Source organism: Pseudomonas sp. 30_B (genome assembly GCF_017491605.1).
Classification (GTDB): domain Bacteria; phylum Pseudomonadota; class Gammaproteobacteria; order Pseudomonadales; family Pseudomonadaceae; genus Pseudomonas.
Window position 1 is genome coordinate 272535 of the sequence record NZ_JAFGYY010000005.1, and the last position, 15775, is coordinate 288309.

General features: G+C 58.9%; 29 protein-coding genes and 1 pseudogene. All 30 read right to left on the minus strand.

The window, feature by feature from the left end; genetic code table 11:
- Window positions 1-127 precede the first annotated feature (127 nt).
- Complete coding sequence (gene katA / locus J5M67_RS07775) at window positions 128-1576, minus strand: catalase KatA (RefSeq protein ID WP_207884732.1); 1449 nt, start codon at window positions 1574-1576, stop codon at window positions 128-130.
- A gap of 261 nt (window positions 1577-1837) precedes the next feature.
- A complete protein-coding gene (gene rplQ / locus J5M67_RS07780; RefSeq protein WP_015475338.1) occupies window positions 1838-2227 on the minus strand; it encodes a 50S ribosomal protein L17 in 390 nt (129 codons plus the stop codon).
- 43 nt (window positions 2228-2270) lie between these two features.
- A complete protein-coding gene (rpoA, locus tag J5M67_RS07785) occupies window positions 2271-3272 on the minus strand; it encodes a DNA-directed RNA polymerase subunit alpha (protein WP_009617182.1) in 1002 nt (333 codons plus the stop codon).
- Between the two features lie 22 nt (window positions 3273-3294).
- Window positions 3295-3915 (minus strand): 30S ribosomal protein S4, encoded by a 621-nt coding sequence (rpsD, locus tag J5M67_RS07790; protein ID WP_207884733.1) that lies wholly within the window; start codon window positions 3913-3915, stop codon window positions 3295-3297.
- A gap of 16 nt (window positions 3916-3931) precedes the next feature.
- A complete protein-coding gene (rpsK, locus tag J5M67_RS07795) occupies window positions 3932-4321 on the minus strand; it encodes a 30S ribosomal protein S11 (protein ID WP_003093689.1) in 390 nt (129 codons plus the stop codon).
- 18 nt (window positions 4322-4339) lie between these two features.
- The gene (gene rpsM / locus J5M67_RS07800; RefSeq protein ID WP_017521894.1) at window positions 4340-4696 is read right to left on the minus strand and encodes a 30S ribosomal protein S13; all 357 of its coding nucleotides are present in this window, start codon (window positions 4694-4696) and stop codon (window positions 4340-4342) included.
- Between the two features lie 130 nt (window positions 4697-4826).
- Window positions 4827-4943, minus strand: coding sequence for a 50S ribosomal protein L36 (rpmJ, locus tag J5M67_RS07805; RefSeq protein WP_014854209.1), 117 nt, complete (start codon window positions 4941-4943; stop codon window positions 4827-4829).
- 24 nt (window positions 4944-4967) lie between these two features.
- Window positions 4968-6299, minus strand: a complete 1332-nt coding sequence (gene secY, locus J5M67_RS07810) for a preprotein translocase subunit SecY (RefSeq protein ID WP_207884734.1) — start codon at window positions 6297-6299, stop codon at window positions 4968-4970.
- Window positions 6300-6734, minus strand: a complete 435-nt coding sequence (rplO, locus tag J5M67_RS07815) for a 50S ribosomal protein L15 (protein ID WP_152219918.1) — start codon at window positions 6732-6734, stop codon at window positions 6300-6302.
- 3 nt (window positions 6735-6737) lie between these two features.
- Window positions 6738-6914, minus strand: a complete 177-nt coding sequence (gene rpmD, locus J5M67_RS07820; protein ID WP_016490545.1) for a 50S ribosomal protein L30 — start codon at window positions 6912-6914, stop codon at window positions 6738-6740.
- Window positions 6915-6916: 2 nt separating this feature from the next.
- Window positions 6917-7417, minus strand: a complete 501-nt coding sequence (gene rpsE, locus J5M67_RS07825) for a 30S ribosomal protein S5 (RefSeq protein WP_009617173.1) — start codon at window positions 7415-7417, stop codon at window positions 6917-6919.
- A 3-nt stretch (window positions 7418-7420) separates the two neighbouring features.
- On the minus strand, window positions 7421-7771 hold the full coding sequence (gene rplR, locus J5M67_RS07830; RefSeq protein WP_152219916.1) for a 50S ribosomal protein L18: 351 nt from the start codon (window positions 7769-7771) through the stop codon (window positions 7421-7423).
- A 10-nt stretch (window positions 7772-7781) separates the two neighbouring features.
- Complete coding sequence (gene rplF, locus J5M67_RS07835) at window positions 7782-8315, minus strand: 50S ribosomal protein L6 (RefSeq protein WP_152219913.1); 534 nt, start codon at window positions 8313-8315, stop codon at window positions 7782-7784.
- An 11-nt stretch (window positions 8316-8326) separates the two neighbouring features.
- The gene (gene rpsH, locus J5M67_RS07840) at window positions 8327-8719 is read right to left on the minus strand and encodes a 30S ribosomal protein S8 (protein ID WP_015475331.1); all 393 of its coding nucleotides are present in this window, start codon (window positions 8717-8719) and stop codon (window positions 8327-8329) included.
- A gap of 189 nt (window positions 8720-8908) precedes the next feature.
- Window positions 8909-9214, minus strand: coding sequence for a 30S ribosomal protein S14 (gene rpsN, locus J5M67_RS07845; RefSeq protein WP_152219911.1), 306 nt, complete (start codon window positions 9212-9214; stop codon window positions 8909-8911).
- Window positions 9215-9227: 13 nt separating this feature from the next.
- On the minus strand, window positions 9228-9767 hold the full coding sequence (gene rplE / locus J5M67_RS07850; protein ID WP_043248941.1) for a 50S ribosomal protein L5: 540 nt from the start codon (window positions 9765-9767) through the stop codon (window positions 9228-9230).
- 19 nt (window positions 9768-9786) lie between these two features.
- On the minus strand, window positions 9787-10101 hold the full coding sequence (gene rplX, locus J5M67_RS07855; protein WP_207884735.1) for a 50S ribosomal protein L24: 315 nt from the start codon (window positions 10099-10101) through the stop codon (window positions 9787-9789).
- Window positions 10102-10113: 12 nt separating this feature from the next.
- Window positions 10114-10482 carry a 50S ribosomal protein L14 gene (gene rplN, locus J5M67_RS07860; protein WP_003093714.1) on the minus strand — a complete coding sequence of 123 codons (369 nt, stop codon included), beginning with the start codon at window positions 10480-10482 and terminating at the stop codon, window positions 10114-10116.
- 16 nt (window positions 10483-10498) lie between these two features.
- Window positions 10499-10765, minus strand: a complete 267-nt coding sequence (gene rpsQ, locus J5M67_RS07865) for a 30S ribosomal protein S17 (protein WP_152219907.1) — start codon at window positions 10763-10765, stop codon at window positions 10499-10501.
- A 2-nt stretch (window positions 10766-10767) separates the two neighbouring features.
- On the minus strand, window positions 10768-10959 hold the full coding sequence (gene rpmC / locus J5M67_RS07870; RefSeq protein ID WP_003093720.1) for a 50S ribosomal protein L29: 192 nt from the start codon (window positions 10957-10959) through the stop codon (window positions 10768-10770).
- Window positions 10959-11372: a 50S ribosomal protein L16 gene (rplP, locus tag J5M67_RS07875; protein ID WP_009617163.1), complete on the minus strand. Its 414-nt coding sequence runs from the start codon at window positions 11370-11372 to the stop codon at window positions 10959-10961. Before rplP ends, rpmC begins: the two co-directional genes overlap by 1 nt.
- A gap of 11 nt (window positions 11373-11383) precedes the next feature.
- Window positions 11384-12070 (minus strand): 30S ribosomal protein S3, encoded by a 687-nt coding sequence (rpsC, locus tag J5M67_RS07880; RefSeq protein WP_015475326.1) that lies wholly within the window; start codon window positions 12068-12070, stop codon window positions 11384-11386.
- A gap of 13 nt (window positions 12071-12083) precedes the next feature.
- Window positions 12084-12416: a 50S ribosomal protein L22 gene (rplV, locus tag J5M67_RS07885; protein ID WP_015475325.1), complete on the minus strand. Its 333-nt coding sequence runs from the start codon at window positions 12414-12416 to the stop codon at window positions 12084-12086.
- Window positions 12417-12428: 12 nt separating this feature from the next.
- Window positions 12429-12704 carry a 30S ribosomal protein S19 gene (gene rpsS, locus J5M67_RS07890; RefSeq protein WP_015475324.1) on the minus strand — a complete coding sequence of 92 codons (276 nt, stop codon included), beginning with the start codon at window positions 12702-12704 and terminating at the stop codon, window positions 12429-12431.
- A gap of 16 nt (window positions 12705-12720) precedes the next feature.
- Entirely contained in the window at window positions 12721-13542 is an 822-nt protein-coding gene (rplB, locus tag J5M67_RS07895) for a 50S ribosomal protein L2 (RefSeq protein ID WP_024767388.1), read from the minus strand.
- A gap of 11 nt (window positions 13543-13553) precedes the next feature.
- Window positions 13554-13853 carry a 50S ribosomal protein L23 gene (gene rplW, locus J5M67_RS07900; RefSeq protein ID WP_015475322.1) on the minus strand — a complete coding sequence of 100 codons (300 nt, stop codon included), beginning with the start codon at window positions 13851-13853 and terminating at the stop codon, window positions 13554-13556.
- Window positions 13850-14452 carry a 50S ribosomal protein L4 gene (gene rplD / locus J5M67_RS07905; RefSeq protein ID WP_017521904.1) on the minus strand — a complete coding sequence of 201 codons (603 nt, stop codon included), beginning with the start codon at window positions 14450-14452 and terminating at the stop codon, window positions 13850-13852. Before rplD ends, rplW begins: the two co-directional genes overlap by 4 nt.
- 14 nt (window positions 14453-14466) lie before the next feature.
- Window positions 14467-15102: a 50S ribosomal protein L3 gene (gene rplC / locus J5M67_RS07910; protein WP_024767389.1), complete on the minus strand. Its 636-nt coding sequence runs from the start codon at window positions 15100-15102 to the stop codon at window positions 14467-14469.
- 82 nt (window positions 15103-15184) lie between these two features.
- Window positions 15185-15496 carry a 30S ribosomal protein S10 gene (rpsJ, locus tag J5M67_RS07915; RefSeq protein WP_003243886.1) on the minus strand — a complete coding sequence of 104 codons (312 nt, stop codon included), beginning with the start codon at window positions 15494-15496 and terminating at the stop codon, window positions 15185-15187.
- 155 nt (window positions 15497-15651) lie between these two features.
- Window positions 15652-15775 (minus strand): annotated as a pseudogene (locus J5M67_RS07920) (elongation factor Tu); the annotation flags it as partial.

The window sequence follows — 15775 nt, forward strand, 5'->3', positions numbered from 1 at the left end:
TCTCCCTGGAACGTGACAGCCAATTAAACGGCGCTATGGTCCAGCCGGGCATGACCGGGGTCAAGCCCGGCCTTGGCCTGAAACGAAGCCGCCCTCCGAAGAGGGCGGCTTATCCTGACGCCTGAGCTTAGTTCAGCTTCAAGTCCAGCGCCTTGGCGACTCCTTCGCCGTAGGCCGGATCGATCTTGAAGAACAGCGCGAGCTGGCGACGCTGGATGGCTTCCGGCACGCCCGCCATATCGCCGGCGATGTTCGCGTACAGGCGCTGCCGCTGGGCTTCGTCGAACAGGCGGAACAGCGCGGCCGGCTGGCTGTAGTAGTCGTCGTCCACCCGGTGGTTCCAATGGTCGGCGGTGCCTTCCAGGGTCAGCGGCGGCTCGGAGTAGTCCGGCTGCTCCTGCCACTGGTTGAAGCTGTTCGGCTCGTAGGAGACGGTCATGTCGCCGTTGTTGCCGTCCACCCGCATGGCGCCGTCGCGGTGGTAGATGCGCGGGTTGTTGCGCGCCGCGTTCACCGGGATCTGGTGGTGGTTCACACCCAGGCGGTAGCGGTGTGCATCACCGTAGGAGAACAGGCGGCCCTGGAGCATCCTGTCCGGCGAGAAGCCGATGCCGGGAACGATGTTCGCCGGACTGAAGGCGGACTGCTCGACCTCGGCGAAGTAGTTCGCCGGGTTGCGGTTCAGCTCGAAGTAGCCGACCTCGATCAGCGGGTAGTCGCCGTGCGGCCAGACCTTGGTCAGGTCGAACGGGTTGTAGCGGTAGGTCGCCGCCTCCTTCTCCGGCATCACCTGCACGTACATCGTCCAGCGCGGGAAGTCACCGCGCTCGATGGCGTCAAACAGATCACGCTGCGAGCTCTCGCGGTCGGCGCCTACCAGCTTGGCGGCTTCCTCGTTGCTCAGGTTCTCGATGCCCTGCTGGGTCTTGAAGTGGAACTTGACCCAGAAGCGCTCGTTGCTGGCATTGATGAAGCTGAAGGTGTGGCTGCCGAAGCCATGCACGTGACGATAGCTGCGCGGCAGGCCCCGGTCGCTGAAGTCGATGGTCAGTTGGTGCAGCGCTTCGGGCAGGTGAGAAAAGAAGTCCCACTTCAGGGTCGCGTTGCGCAGATTGGTGCGCGGATCACGTTTCACCACGTGGTTCAGGTCGGGGAATTTCAACGGGTCGCGGAAATAGAAGACCGGGGTGTTGTTGCCCACCAGGTCCCAGTTGCCTTCCTCGGTGTAGAACTTCAGGGCGAAGCCTCGGATATCGCGTTCGGCGTCGGCCGCACCGCGCTCACCGGCAACCGTGGAGAAACGCAGGAACAACGGGGTCTGCTTGCCAACCTCGGAGAACAGCTTGGCACGGCTGAAGCGGGTAATGTCGTGGGTGACGGTGAAGGTGCCGTAGGCGGCGGAGCCCTTGGCGTGCATACGCCGCTCTGGAATCACTTCACGGTCGAAGTGCGCCAGTTTCTCCAGGAACCAGACGTCCTGCAGCAGCATCGGACCCCGCGGGCCGGCGGTCTGGACATTCTGGTTATCGGCGACCGGCGCTCCAGCGGCGGTCGTCAGGCGGGTCTTGTCGCTCATCGTTACTCTCCTCAACGGCGGGTGCGGTATCCACTGCTCACGGAAAGGTGAGCGCGGTCCGACATCCCATCGGGCAATTAAGCGCCCCCACGACCGCTGGCAGTTGATCCAGCTCAGGCGCCGTGGAAGTCGGCGTGATCAGGATCGGCGAGGAGCGACCTAGCATCCAATTTATTGATTTGAGACGATCGATAGAGAAAAACTTTCCTCCAGACGATAAAAAACCGGGCACAGGGCCCGGTTTCTTATAAGGCGTAAACCTTACTCTGCAGCTTCTACTGCTTGGCCGCCAACAGCGCGGTCAATCAGTTCGACGTATGCCATGGGGGCATTGTCGCCGGCGCGGAAGCCGCACTTCAGGATGCGCAGGTAGCCGCCCGGACGGTTGGCGTAGCGCTTGCCCAGTTCGTTGAACAGCTTGCCTACGGCTTCTTTCGAACGGGTACGGTCGAAAGCGAGACGACGGTTGGCAACGCTATCCACTTTAGCCAGGGTGATCAGCGGCTCGGCAACGCGACGCAGTTCCTTGGCCTTGGGCAGGGTGGTTTTGATCAGTTCGTGTTCGAAGAGCGACACAGCCATGTTCTGGAACATAGCCTTGCGGTGCGCGCTGGTGCGGCTCAGGTGACGACCACTTTTACGATGGCGCATGGTTCAATTCCTTTCCAAACTTTACGTTCGGTAGCTACGACGATCAGGCAGTAGCCTTGTCGTCTTTCTTGAGACTTGCCGGCGGCCAGTTGTCGAGGCGCATACCGAGGGACAGACCGCGAGAGGCCAGAACGTCCTTGATTTCGGTCAGGGACTTCTTGCCCAGGTTCGGCGTTTTGAGCAGCTCTACTTCGGTGCGCTGAATCAGGTCACCGATGTAGTAGATGTTCTCTGCCTTCAGGCAGTTGGCCGAACGGACGGTCAGCTCAAGGTCATCGACCGGACGCAGCAGGATCGGATCGATCTCGTCTTCCTGCTCTTCAACGACGGGCTCGCTGTCGCCTTTGAGGTCCACGAACGCTGCCAGCTGCTGTTGCAGGATGGTAGCGGCGCGACGGATAGCCTCTTCAGGGTCCAGGGTGCCGTTGGTTTCCAGATCGAGGACCAGCTTGTCCAGGTTGGTACGCTGTTCGACACGGGCGTTCTCGACCACGTAGGCAACACGACGTACGGGGCTGAACGAGGCGTCGAGCTGAAGACGGCCGATGCTACGGCTTTCGTCTTCATCGCTCGAACGGGCATCAGCCGGCTCGTAGCCACGGCCACGAGCGACTTTCAGCTTCATGTTCAGCGCACCGTTATCGGCCAGGTGGGCGATAACATGGTCACCGTTGACGATCTCGACATCATGATCCAGCTGAATATCGGCAGCGGTCACCACACCCGAGCCCTTTTTCGCCAGGGTCAGCGTCACTTCGTCACGGCCGTGCAGCTTGATGGCCAGGCCTTTCAGGTTGAGCAGGATCTCGATGACATCTTCCTGCACACCTTCGATGGCGGAGTACTCGTGGAGTACGCCGTCGATCTCGGCCTCGACTACTGCACAGCCAGGCATGGAGGACAACAGGATGCGACGCAGCGCGTTGCCCAGGGTATGGCCGAAACCACGCTCGAGGGGCTCGAGGGTGATCTTGGCGCGGGTTTGGCTGACCACCTGCACATCGATGTGACGGGGGGTCAGGAACTCATTTACCGAACTCTGCATGGATGCACCTATTTTCTAGCCCTTACTTGGAGTAGAGCTCGACAATCAGGTTTTCGTTGATGTCGGCGGACAGATCGGCACGAGCCGGAACACTTTTGAAAGTGCCGGACTTCTTGTCGCTATCCACTTCGACCCACTCAACGCGACCGCGCTGGGCGCACAGGTCCAGAGCTTGGGCAATGCGCAACTGGTTCTTCGATTTCTCGCGAACAGCAACGACGTCGCCTGCTTTGACCTGGTAGGACGGGATGTTCACGGTCTGACCGTTCACGCTGATGGTCTTGTGGGACACCAGCTGACGGGATTCGGAACGAGTGGAACCGAAGCCCATACGGTAGACGACGTTGTCCAGACGGCACTCGAGCAGCTGCAGCAGGTTCTCACCAGTGGAGCCCTTGCGGCGGGACGCTTCCTGATAGTAGCCACGGAATTGACGTTCCAGAACGCCGTAGATGCGGCGGACTTTCTGCTTCTCGCGCAGCTGCAGACCGTAGTCGGACAGGCGACCACGACGCTGGCCGTGCTGGCCAGGAACGTTTTCTGCTTTGCACTTCGAGTCGAGGGCGCGGACGCCGCTCTTCAGGAACAGATCAGTGCCTTCGCGGCGGGACAGTTTGCACTTGGGACCAATGTAACGAGCCATTTCTCACTGTCTCCTATTACACGCGACGCTTTTTCGGCGGACGGCAGCCGTTGTGCGGGATCGGGGTTACGTCGGTGATGCTGGCGATCTTGTAACCGCAGGCATTCAGCGCACGTACAGCCGACTCGCGGCCCGGGCCCGGGCCCTTGACGTTGACGTCGAGGTTCTTCAGACCGTATTCCAGAGCAGCCTGGCCGGCACGCTCGGCCGCTACCTGGGCAGCGAACGGGGTGCTCTTACGCGAGCCGCGGAAGCCCGAACCACCGGAAGTGGCCCAGGACAGAGCGTTGCCCTGACGGTCGGTGATGGTAACGATGGTGTTGTTGAAGGACGCGTGGATATGCGCGATCCCGTCAACCACCGTCTTTTTGACTTTCTTACGAGGACGAGCAGCAGGTTTTGCCATGACTAAATTCCTAAGCGATTACTTGCGGATCGGCTTACGCGGGCCCTTACGGGTACGCGCGTTGGTCTTGGTACGCTGACCGCGAACCGGCAGACCGCGACGATGACGCAGACCGCGGTAGCAACCGAGGTCCATCAGACGCTTGATGTTCATGTTGATTTCGCGACGCAGGTCACCTTCGGTGGTCAGCTTGGCCACCTCGGTACGCAGCGAATCAATCTGCTCTTCGCTCAGGTCTTTGATCTTTGCAGCCGGGCTGATGCCGGTGGCTGCACAGATGCTCTGTGCGGTAGTGCGACCAACACCATAGATGTAGGTCAGCGAGATAACAGTGTGCTTGTTATCCGGAATGTTTACGCCTGCAATACGGGCCATTCAGAAAAACTCCAATTGACAGCTACCCGGCGCCCAGGAAGCCAAGAAAGGGCGCGGATATTAGCGCTGTAAAAACAAATAATCAACCCGGCAGCACACTAGCTGCCGGGTTATAACGCGTGGTTCACACTCAGCCTTGGCGCTGCTTGTGACGCGGCTCCGCGCTGCAGATCACACGAACGACGCCTTCGCGACGGACGATCTTGCAGTTGCGGCAAAGCTTCTTAACCGATGCACGAACTTTCATCAGTGACTCCTCGAACCTTACGGGTCAGCGCAGCAGGCCGCTGCCATAGCCCTTCAGGTTGGCTTTCTTCATGAGGGATTCGTACTGGTGAGAAACGAGGTGCGATTGTACTTGGGCCATAAAGTCCATCACAACCACGACCACGATCAGCAACGAGGTCCCGCCAAGGTAGAACGGTACGTGGGCAGCTACGACCAGGAACTGGGGCAGCAGGCACACAGCCGTCATGTACAGGGCACCGAACATGGTCAAACGGGTCAGCACGCCATCGATGTAGCGAGCGGACTGTTCGCCCGGACGAATACCCGGAATAAATGCACCGGACTTCTTGAGGTTTTCCGCCACGTCCTTCGGGTTGAACATCAGCGCTGTATAGAAGAAGCAGAAGAAGACGATCCCTGCACTAAACAGCAGAATGTTCAGCGGCTGCCCCGGAGCGATCGCTTGCGCGACGTCCTGCAGCCAACCCAGGCCCTCCGACTGACCGAACCAGGCACCCAGGGATGCCGGGAACAGCAGGATGCTGCTGGCGAAGATCGCAGGGATTACACCCGCCATGTTCACTTTCAGCGGCAAGTGGCTGGTCTGGGCGGCAAACACCTTGCGGCCTTGTTGGCGCTTGGCGTAATGCACGGCGATACGACGCTGACCACGCTCGATGAACACAACGAACGCGATGATGGCCACGGCCAGTAGGCCGATGGCGATCAGGGCGAAGATGTTGATGTCACCTTGACGCGCGGACTCGAAGGACTGGCCGATTGCTCGGGGCAGACCTGCGACGATACCGGAGAAGATCAACATGGAGATGCCGTTGCCGACACCCCGCTCGGTGATCTGCTCACCCAGCCACATCATGAACAGCGCACCCGCCACGAAGGTGGTGACCGACACGAAGTAGAAGCCGAAGTCGTTGGAGAAAGCCACACCCTGGCTGCCCAGACCAACGGACATGCCGATGGCCTGGACGAGTGCCAGAGCGAGAGTTGCGTAGCGGGTGTACTGGCTGATCTTGCGACGCCCAGACTCACCCTCTTTCTTCAACTGTTCCAGCTGCGGGCTGATAGCGGTCATGAGCTGCATGATGATCGATGCCGAGATGTACGGCATGATCCCCAGTGCAAAGATACTCATGCGCTCCAGCGCGCCGCCGGAAAACATGTTGAAGAGGCTAAGAATGGTCCCCTCGTTCTGCCGGAACAGTGCCGCCAAGCGATCAGGGTTGATGCCCGGGACTGGGATATGCGCACCGATCCGATAGACGATGATCGCCAGGAACAGGAAACGCAGACGTGCCCAGAGCTCGGACAAACCACCACCGTTGCTCAGCGCAGAGAGAGCACCTTGCTTAGCCATTTAGTCCTCGATTTTGCCGCCAGCTGCTTCGATAGCCGCACGAGCGCCCTTGGTGGCGCCAATGCCTTTCAGGGTGACTGCGCGAGTAACTTCGCCGGACAGCATGACTTTCACACGCTGTACGTTCTGGTTAATCACGTTGGCATCCTTCAGGGCCTGCACGGTTACGACATCACCCTCGACCTTGGCCAGCTCGGAGGTACGCACTTCTGCGCGATCCAGGGCCTTCAGCGAGTTGAAGCCGAACTTCGGCAGACGACGGTGCAGCGGCTGCTGACCACCCTCGAAGCCCGGAGCGATGGAGCCACCGGAGCGGGAGGTCTGACCTTTGTGACCACGGCCACCGGTCTTGCCCAGACCGCTACCGATGCCACGGCCCGGACGGTGCTTTTCGCGACGGGCACCCGGCGCGGAACGCAGATCGTTCAGTTGCATGGATTAACCCTCCACACGCAGCAGGTAGTAGGCCTTGTTGATCATGCCGCGGTTTTCAGGAGTGTCCTGAACTTCTACGGTGTGACCAATGCGACGCAGGCCCAGGCCTTTGACGCAAGCCTTGTGATTGGCCAGACGGCCGTTCACGCTCTTGATCAGGGTAACTTTGACAGTTGCCATGGTTAGAGAATCTCCTCGACGCTCTTGCCACGCTTGGCCGCTACCGACTCAGGGGACTGCATGTTCTTCAGGCCCTTGAAGGTTGCGTAGACCACGTTCACCGGATTGGTGGAGCCGTAGCACTTCGCCAGAACGTTCTGCACACCGGCCACTTCCAGGACAGCACGCATGGCGCCGCCGGCGATGATACCGGTACCTTCGGAAGCCGGCTGCATGTACACCTTGGAGGCGCCATGGGCGGACTTGGTCGGGTACTGCAGGGTGGTGCCGTTCAGATCAACCTGGATCATGTTGCGGCGAGCAGCTTCCATGGCCTTCTGGATGGCAGCCGGCACTTCACGCGCCTTGCCACGACCGAAGCCCACGCGGCCTTTGCCATCGCCAACCACGGTCAGCGCGGTGAAGGCGAAGATACGGCCACCTTTAACGGTTTTGGCGACGCGGTTCACTTGAACCAGCTTCTCGATGTAGCCTTCGTCGCGCTTTTGATCGTTGTTTGCCATAACTTAGAACTCCAGACCGCCTTCGCGAGCGGCATCAGCCAGGGCCTTGATACGGCCGTGGTACTTGAAGCCAGAACGGTCGAACGCCACCTGAGTGACGCCGGCAGCCTTGGCGCGTTCGGCGACCAGTTGACCAACTTTCTTGGCTGCGTCGATGTTGCCGGTGGCACCTTCGCGCAGTTCCTTGTCCAGGGTCGAGGCGCTGGCCAGGACCTTGCCGCCATCGGCCGCAATGACCTGGGCGTAGATGTGCTGGGCGGAGCGGTACACGCAGAGGCGTACGGCTTCCAGTTCGCGCATCTTCAGGCGAGCCTTGCGAGCGCGGCGCAGACGGGTTTCTTTCTTGACGCTCATTTGCTATGCCCTACTTCTTCTTGGCTTCTTTACGAAGGACGACTTCGTCGGCGTAACGCACGCCCTTGCCTTTGTACGGCTCCGGCGGACGGAAGTCGCGGATTTCCGCGGCGACCTGGCCGACCAGCTGCTTGTCGATACCCTTGATCAGGATGTCGGTCTGGCTGGGGGTTTCCGCTACGATGCCGGCAGGCAGTTCGTAATCAACCGGGTGGGAGAAGCCGAGAGCCAGGGACAGCACTTGGCCTTTGGCCTGCGCCTTGTAACCAACGCCGACCAGCTGGAGCTTGCGCTCGAAGCCCTGGCTGACGCCGATTACCATGTTGTTGACCAGAGCGCGGGTGGTACCGGCCATGGCACGGGTCTGCTGGTCGCCGTTACGCGCAGCGAAACGCAGCTCACCGTTGTCCTGAATGACTTCGACGGACGGATGTACTTTCAGCTCGAGAGCGCCTTTGGCACCCTTGATCGAAAGTTCCTGACCAGCCAGCTTGATTTCAACGCCAGCGGGCAGAACGACGGGGTTCTTAGCAACGCGAGACATGCTGATTCCCCTTAGAACACAGTGCAGAGCACTTCGCCACCGACGCCAGCGGCACGGGCAGCACGATCAGTCATCACACCTTTGTTGGTGGAAACGATCGAAACACCCAGGCCGCCGCGAACTTTCGGCAGCTGGTCTACGGATTTGTACTGGCGCAGGCCAGGACGGCTGATTCGCTTCACTTCCTCGATGACAGGCTTGCCTTCGAAGTACTTCAGCTCGATCGACAGCAGAGGCTTGGCCTCGGCGGTGACTTGGAAATCCGCAATGTAACCTTCGTCCTTGAGGACTTTGGCGACTGCCGCTTTCAGCTTGGAAGACGGCATGCTCACGACGGTCTTCTCAGCCATCTGGGCATTACGGATGCGAGTTAGCATGTCTGCTAACGGGTCCTGCATACTCATGGGCTTAATGCTCCTGATACAAAAGATAAGCCTTCAACTTCATAACTCGCCCTCAAAACGCCAGGCGAACTAAAACCCGGGCTCAGGGGAGCCGGGTATTCTAGAGATCGCTCAAAAACGAATCAAGCCCCACGAGGGGGCTTGATTCGTTAAGCGATCAACGGAGCCGTTGCCGGCTCCGCTAACGACTTACCAGCTGGCTTTCACCAGACCCGGTACGTCGCCGCGCATTGCAGCTTCGCGCAGCTTGTTACGGCTCAGACCGAACTTGCGGTAGAAGCCGTGCGGACGACCGGTCAGACGGCAGCGGTTACGCAGGCGGCTGGCGCTCGCGTCACGGGGCTGCTTCTGCAGGGCGACCTGGGCATTCCAACGCTCTTCCGCGGAGGAGTTCGGATTAGCGATGATCGCTTTCAGCTCGGCACGCTTTTTAGCGTACTTGGCTACCGTTTGCTGACGCTTCAGCTCACGGTTCTTCATGCTCTCTTTAGCCATGGTCCTACTCCAATCAGTTGCGGAACGGGAAGTTGAAGGCGCGCAGCAGGGCACGACCTTCATCATCCGAACGAGCGGTGGTGGTCAGAGTGATATCCATACCGCGGAGGGCATCGATCTTATCGTAATCGATTTCCGGGAAGATGATCTGCTCTTTGACACCCATGCTGTAGTTGCCGCGACCGTCGAAGGACTTGGCATTCAGACCGCGGAAGTCACGTACGCGAGGCAGGGAGATCGACAGCAGACGGTCCAGGAACTCGTACATGCGATCGCCACGCAGGGTGACTTTCACGCCAATCGGCCAGCCTTCACGGATCTTGAAGCCAGCGATCGACTTACGAGCGTAAGTCACGACCGGCTTTTGACCCGCGATCTTTTCCAGATCGGCAACGGCGCTCTCGATGACTTTCTTGTCACCGACAGCTTCGCCAAGACCCATGTTCAGGGTGATTTTGGTAACGCGCGGAACTTCCATCACGTTCGCCAGCTGAAGCTCTTGCTTCAGCTTGGGAGCGATTTCCTTCCGATAAATTTCTTTCAATCGTGCCATGGTGATCTACCTAGCTCCCTCAAGCCTGAACCGGTTTCTGGGTCGACTTGAAGACACGAATCTTCTTACCGTCTTCGACTTTGAAACCAACGCGGTCAGCCTTGTTGGTTTCAGCGTTGAAGATGGCGACGTTGGAGACGTGCAGAGGCGCCTCCTTCTCGACGATCCCGCCTTGCTGGTTGAGCATGGGGTTGGGCTTGGTGTGGCGCTTGACCAGGTTCACACCGCCAACGACCAGACGGTCGTCAGCCAGAACCTTGACCACTTTGCCACGCTTGCCCTTGTCCTTGCCGGCAATGACGATGACTTCGTCGTCACGACGAATTTTTTGCATGACGGCTACTCCTTACAGCACTTCAGGGGCAAGGGAGACGATCTTCATGAACTTCTCGGTACGAAGTTCACGAGTCACCGGCCCGAAGATACGGGTGCCGATCGGCTCCTGCTTGTTGTTCAGCAGGACGGCGGCGTTGCCGTCGAAGCGAATGATGGAACCGTCGGTACGACGTACGCCGTGCTTGGTGCGAACGACCACGGCAGTCATTACCTGGCCCTTCTTCACCTTGCCACGCGGAATTGCTTCCTTGACGGTGACCTTGATGATGTCGCCAATGCCGGCGTAACGGCGGTGGGAACCGCCGAGTACCTTGATGCACATTACGCGACGCGCGCCGCTGTTGTCAGCGACATCGAGCATGGATTGAGTCTGAATCATCTTCTATCTCCGACCCTTAGACTTCAACCGCGCGCTCGACGATATCAACCAGGGTCCAGGCCTTGGTTTTGGCCAGCGGACGGGTTTCGCGGATGGTGACCAGGTCACCAACGCGGCACTGATTGGTTTCGTCGTGGGCGTGCAGTTTGGTCGAACGCTTCACGTATTTGCCGTAGATCGGGTGCTTGACGCGGCGCTCGATCAGTACGGTGACGGTCTTGTCCATCTTGTCGCTGACGACGCGGCCGGTCAGCGTACGGACGGTGTTCTGAGCTTCAGCCATGATTACTTACCTGCTTGCTGGTTGAGCACAGTTTTAACGCGAGCGATGTCGCGCTTCACTTGCGAGAGCAGGTGAGACTGCCCCAACTGGCCAGTTGCTTTCTGCATGCGCAGATTGAACTGGTCGCGCAGCAGGCCGAGCAGTTGCTCGTTCAGCTGCTCAACGGATTTTTCACGAAGTTCATTCGCTTTCATCACATCACCGTCCGCTTAACAAAGGAGGTGGCGAGCGGCAGCTTTGCAGCAGCCAGGGCGAATGCCTCACGCGCCAGCTCTTCGGATACACCCTCGATCTCGTACAGGACCTTGCCCGGTTGAATCTGGGCTACCCAGTACTCGACGCCGCCCTTACCTTTACCCATACGTACTTCCAGGGGCTTCTTGGTAACAGGCTTGTCGGGGAATACGCGAATCCAGATCTTGCCGCCACGTTTTACGTGACGGGTCAGCGCACGACGTGCGGACTCGATCTGACGCGCGGTGAGACGGCCACGGCTGGTTGCCTTGAGGGCGAACTCGCCGAAGCTGACTTTGGAACCGCGATGAGCCAGGCCACGGTTGTGACCGGTCATTTGCTTGCGGAACTTCGTACGCTTAGGTTGCAGCATTTGCGTACTCCTTACTTAGCAGCTTTTTTACGAGGAGCGGGCGCTACAGGCTTCAGCTCTTCCTGGCGGCCACCGATGACCTCGCCTTTGAAGATCCAAACCTTCACACCGATCACACCGTAGGTGGTGTGCGCTTCGTAGGTTGCATAGTCGATGTCGGCACGCAGGGTGTGCAGGGGCACACGACCTTCGCGATACCACTCGGTACGAGCGATTTCAGCGCCGCCCAGACGACCGCTTACCTGGATCTTGATGCCTTTGGCACCAATGCGCATGGCGTTCTGTACAGCGCGCTTCATGGCGCGACGGAACATAACGCGACGCTCCAGCTGCTGAGCTACGCTTTGCGCAACCAGCATACCGTCGAGTTCCGGCTTGCGGATCTCTTCGATGTTGATGTGCACCGGCACACCCATTTGCTTGGTCAGGTCCTGACGCAGCTTCTCAACATCTTCACCTTTCTTGCCGATCACGATGCCGGGACGAGCGGTGTGGATGGTGATACGTGCAGTCTGAGCCGGACGATGGATGTCGATACGGCTTACGGACGCGCTTTTTAGTTTGTCTTGGAGGTACTCACGGACCTTCAGGTCGGCGAACAGATAATCGGCGTAAGTGCGCTTATCTGCGTACCAAACGGAGGTGTGCTCCTTGACGATACCCAGGCGGATGCCATTGGGATGTACTTTCTGACCCATCTGATCGACTCCGTTACTTGTCCGCAACCTTGACAGTGATATGGCAAGACCGCTTGACGATGCGATCAGCACGGCCTTTGGCACGCGGCATGATGCGCTTGAGCGAACGACCTTCGTTGACGAAGACGGTGGAGACTTTGAGATCGTCTACATCGGCACCTTCGTTGTGCTCGGCGTTGGCAACGGCCGACTCCAGCACTTTCTTCATGATCTCGGCGGCTTTCTTGTTGCTGAAAGCCAGGAGGTTGAGCGCATCGCCCACCTTCTTCCCGCGGATCTGGTCGGCGACCAAGCGGGCTTTCTGGGCGGAGATACGAGCGCCCGAGAGCTTAGCGGCTACTTCCATCTTCCTTACCCCTTAACGCTTGGCTTTCTTGTCCGCAGCGTGCCCACGATAAGTGCGGGTAGCAGCGAACTCGCCGAGTTTGTGACCGACCATGTCTTCGTTGACCAGAACGGGCACGTGTTGACGGCCGTTGTGGACAGCGATGGTCAGACCAACCATGTGCGGCAGGATCATCGAACGGCGCGACCAGGTCTTGATCGGCTTGCGGTCGTTCTTTTCCACCGCCACTTCGATCTTCTTCAGCAGGTGAAGATCGATAAAAGGACCTTTTTTCAGAGAACGTGGCACTGTCGTATCCCTCTATTTACTTGCGGCGACGGACGATCATGTTGTCGGTACGCTTGTTCGCGCGAGTCTTCTTACCCTTGGTCTGAAGACCCCACGGCGATACCGGATGACGACCAGCAGAGGTACGACCTTCACCACCACCATGCGGGTGGTCGACCGGGTTCATGGCAACACCACGAACGGTCGGGCGAACGCCACGCCAGCGCTTGGCACCGGCTTTACCCAGCGAACGCAGGCTGTGCTCGGAGTTCGAGACTTCGCCCAGGGTCGCACGGCAGTCAGCCAGGACTTTGCGCATTTCGCCGGAACGCAGACGCACGGTTACGTAAGCGCCTTCACGGGCAACCAGCTGAGCCGAAGCGCCAGCGGAGCGAGCGATCTGAGCACCTTTGCCAGGCTTCAGTTCGATACCGTGGATGGTGCTACCCACCGGGATGTTGCGCAGCGGCATGTTGTTGCCGGCCTTGATCGGAGCGCCGATACCGGAGATCAGTTGATCGCCAGCCACCACGCCTTTCGGGGCGATGATGTAGCGACGCTCGCCGTCCGCGTATTTCAGCAGAGCGATGTGAGCAGTACGGTTCGGATCGTATTCGACGCGCTCAACGATGGCAGGGATGCCATCCTTGTTGCGACGGAAGTCGACCAGACGATAGTGCTGCTTGTGGCCACCACCGATATGACGGGTGGTGATACGACCGTTGTTGTTACGGCCGCCCGACTTGGACTTCTTCTCGAGCAGGGGAGCGAACGGAGCACCTTTGTGCAGGTCCTGGTTCACTACCTTGACGACGAAACGACGACCAGCGGAAGTCGGTTTGCATTTAACGATTGCCATGATGCACCCCTTTACTCAGCGCCAGCTGCGAAATCGAGATCCTGGCCCGGCTGGAGAGCGATGTACGCTTTTTTCCAGTCGTTACGCTTGCCCAGGCCGCGAACGGTACGCTTGGTCTTGCCCTGAACGTTCAGGGTGGTGACGCGACGTACTTTCACGCCGAACAGGCTTTCTACGGCCTTCTTGATTTCCAGCTTGGTTGCATCAGTGGCAACCTTGAAAACGAATTGGCTGTTGCCGTCCGCCAGGCCAGTGGCCTTCTCGGAGATATGCGGGCCCAGCAGCACTTTGAATACGCGTTCCTGGTTCATGCCAGCAGCTCCTCGAACTTCTTCACGGCAGACACGGTGACCAGCACCTTGTCGTAGGCGATGAGGCTGACCGGATCGGAAGCCTGAACGTCACGTACGTCGACGTGGGCCAGGTTGCGAGCTGCCAGGTACAGGTTCTCATCGACGCCTTCGGTGACGATCAGTACATCTTTCAGGCCCAGGCCTTCCAGCTTGCTGACCAGACCCTTGGTCTTCGGTGCGTCGACAGCGAAGTCGGCAACGACAACCAGACGATCCAGACGAACCAGCTCAGAGAGGATGGAGCGCAGAGCAGCGCGATACATCTTCTTGTTGAGCTTCTGGGAGTGATCCTGGGGCTTGGCTGCGAAGGTCGCGCCGCCGCCACGCCAGATGGGGCTACGAATGGTGCCAGCACGAGCACGACCAGTGCCCTTCTGACGCCACGGCTTCTTGCCACCACCGGAGACTTCGGAACGAGTTTTCTGAGCCTTGGTGCCCTGACGGCCGCCAGCCATGTAGGCTACGACTGCCTGGTGAACCAGGGTCTCATTGAATTCGCTACCAAAAGTACGCTCGGAAACTTCGATCGCCTGAGCGCCATTTACATTCAGTTGCATCTCAGCTTCCTCTCTTAACCGCGAGCCTTGGCTGCCGGACGCACCAGCACATCACCACCGGTAGCGCCGGGAACGGCACCTTTGACCAGCAGCAGATTGCGCTCTGCATCGACACGCACGACCTCAAGGGATTGAACGGTTACGCGCTCAGCACCCATGTGGCCCGACATTTTCTTGCCCTTGAACACTCGACCAGGAGTCTGGCACTGGCCGATGGAACCCGGGACGCGGTGGGAAACGGAGTTACCGTGGGTGTTATCTTGACCACGGAAGTTCCAGCGCTTGATGGTACCGGCGAAGCCTTTACCCTTGGACTCACCGGTAACGTCTACCAGCTGGCCTGCCTGGAACAGATCGACAGAAATGGAATCGCCTGCCTTGAACTCCTCTTCGCCCAGACGGAATTCCCACACGCCGCGACCGGCGGCGACATTCGCCTTGGCAAAGTGACCGGCTTGCGCCTTGGTCACGCGAGAAGCACGACGCTCGCCAGCAGTTACCTGCACAGCGCGATAGCCATCGCTCTCTTCGTTTTTGAACTGGGTGACGCGATTCGGCTCGACCTCAATGACCGTGACCGGAATGGAGACACCATCTTCGGTGAAGATGCGGGTCATGCCGCACTTACGACCGACAACACCAATTGTCATCTTTAGAACCTCTTTAGTGTACGGGGCTTTCACCCGCTATGGCCGCCCATTTCAGAGCGTTACACGACCAATGCCGAAGGCATTAGCCGAGGCTGATCTGTACTTCGACGCCAGCAGCAAGGTCGAGCTTCATCAGCGCGTCGACGGTTTTGTCGGTCGGCTGAACGATGTCGAGAACACGCTTGTGGGTACGAATTTCGTACTGGTCACGAGCGTCCTTGTTGACGTGCGGGGAAATCAGCACGGTGTAACGTTCCTTGCGGGTCGGCAGAGGAATCGGACCACGCACCTGAGCGCCAGTACGTTTCGCGGTTTCCACGATTTCCTGGGTAGATTGGTCGATCAGGCGATGGTCAAAAGCCTTCAACCGAATACGGATTTGTTGATTTTGCATTTGACCTCAGACTCCAAGTTGCCATTCCCAACGGGCGGACTCCGCCCGTTAAAAGGAGGCGCAATTGTACGGATGCACCTTGGGGGTGTCAATATTTAACCAACTCAACGAAAAAGGGACCCCGAGGGGTCCCTTTTTCTGGAGCGGATCAGCGATTACTCGATGATCTTGGCAACCACGCCGGCACCAACGGTACGGCCGCCTTCGCGGATCGCGAAGCGCAGGCCATCTTCCATGGCGATCGGAGCGATCAGGGTGACAACCATTTTCACGTTGTCG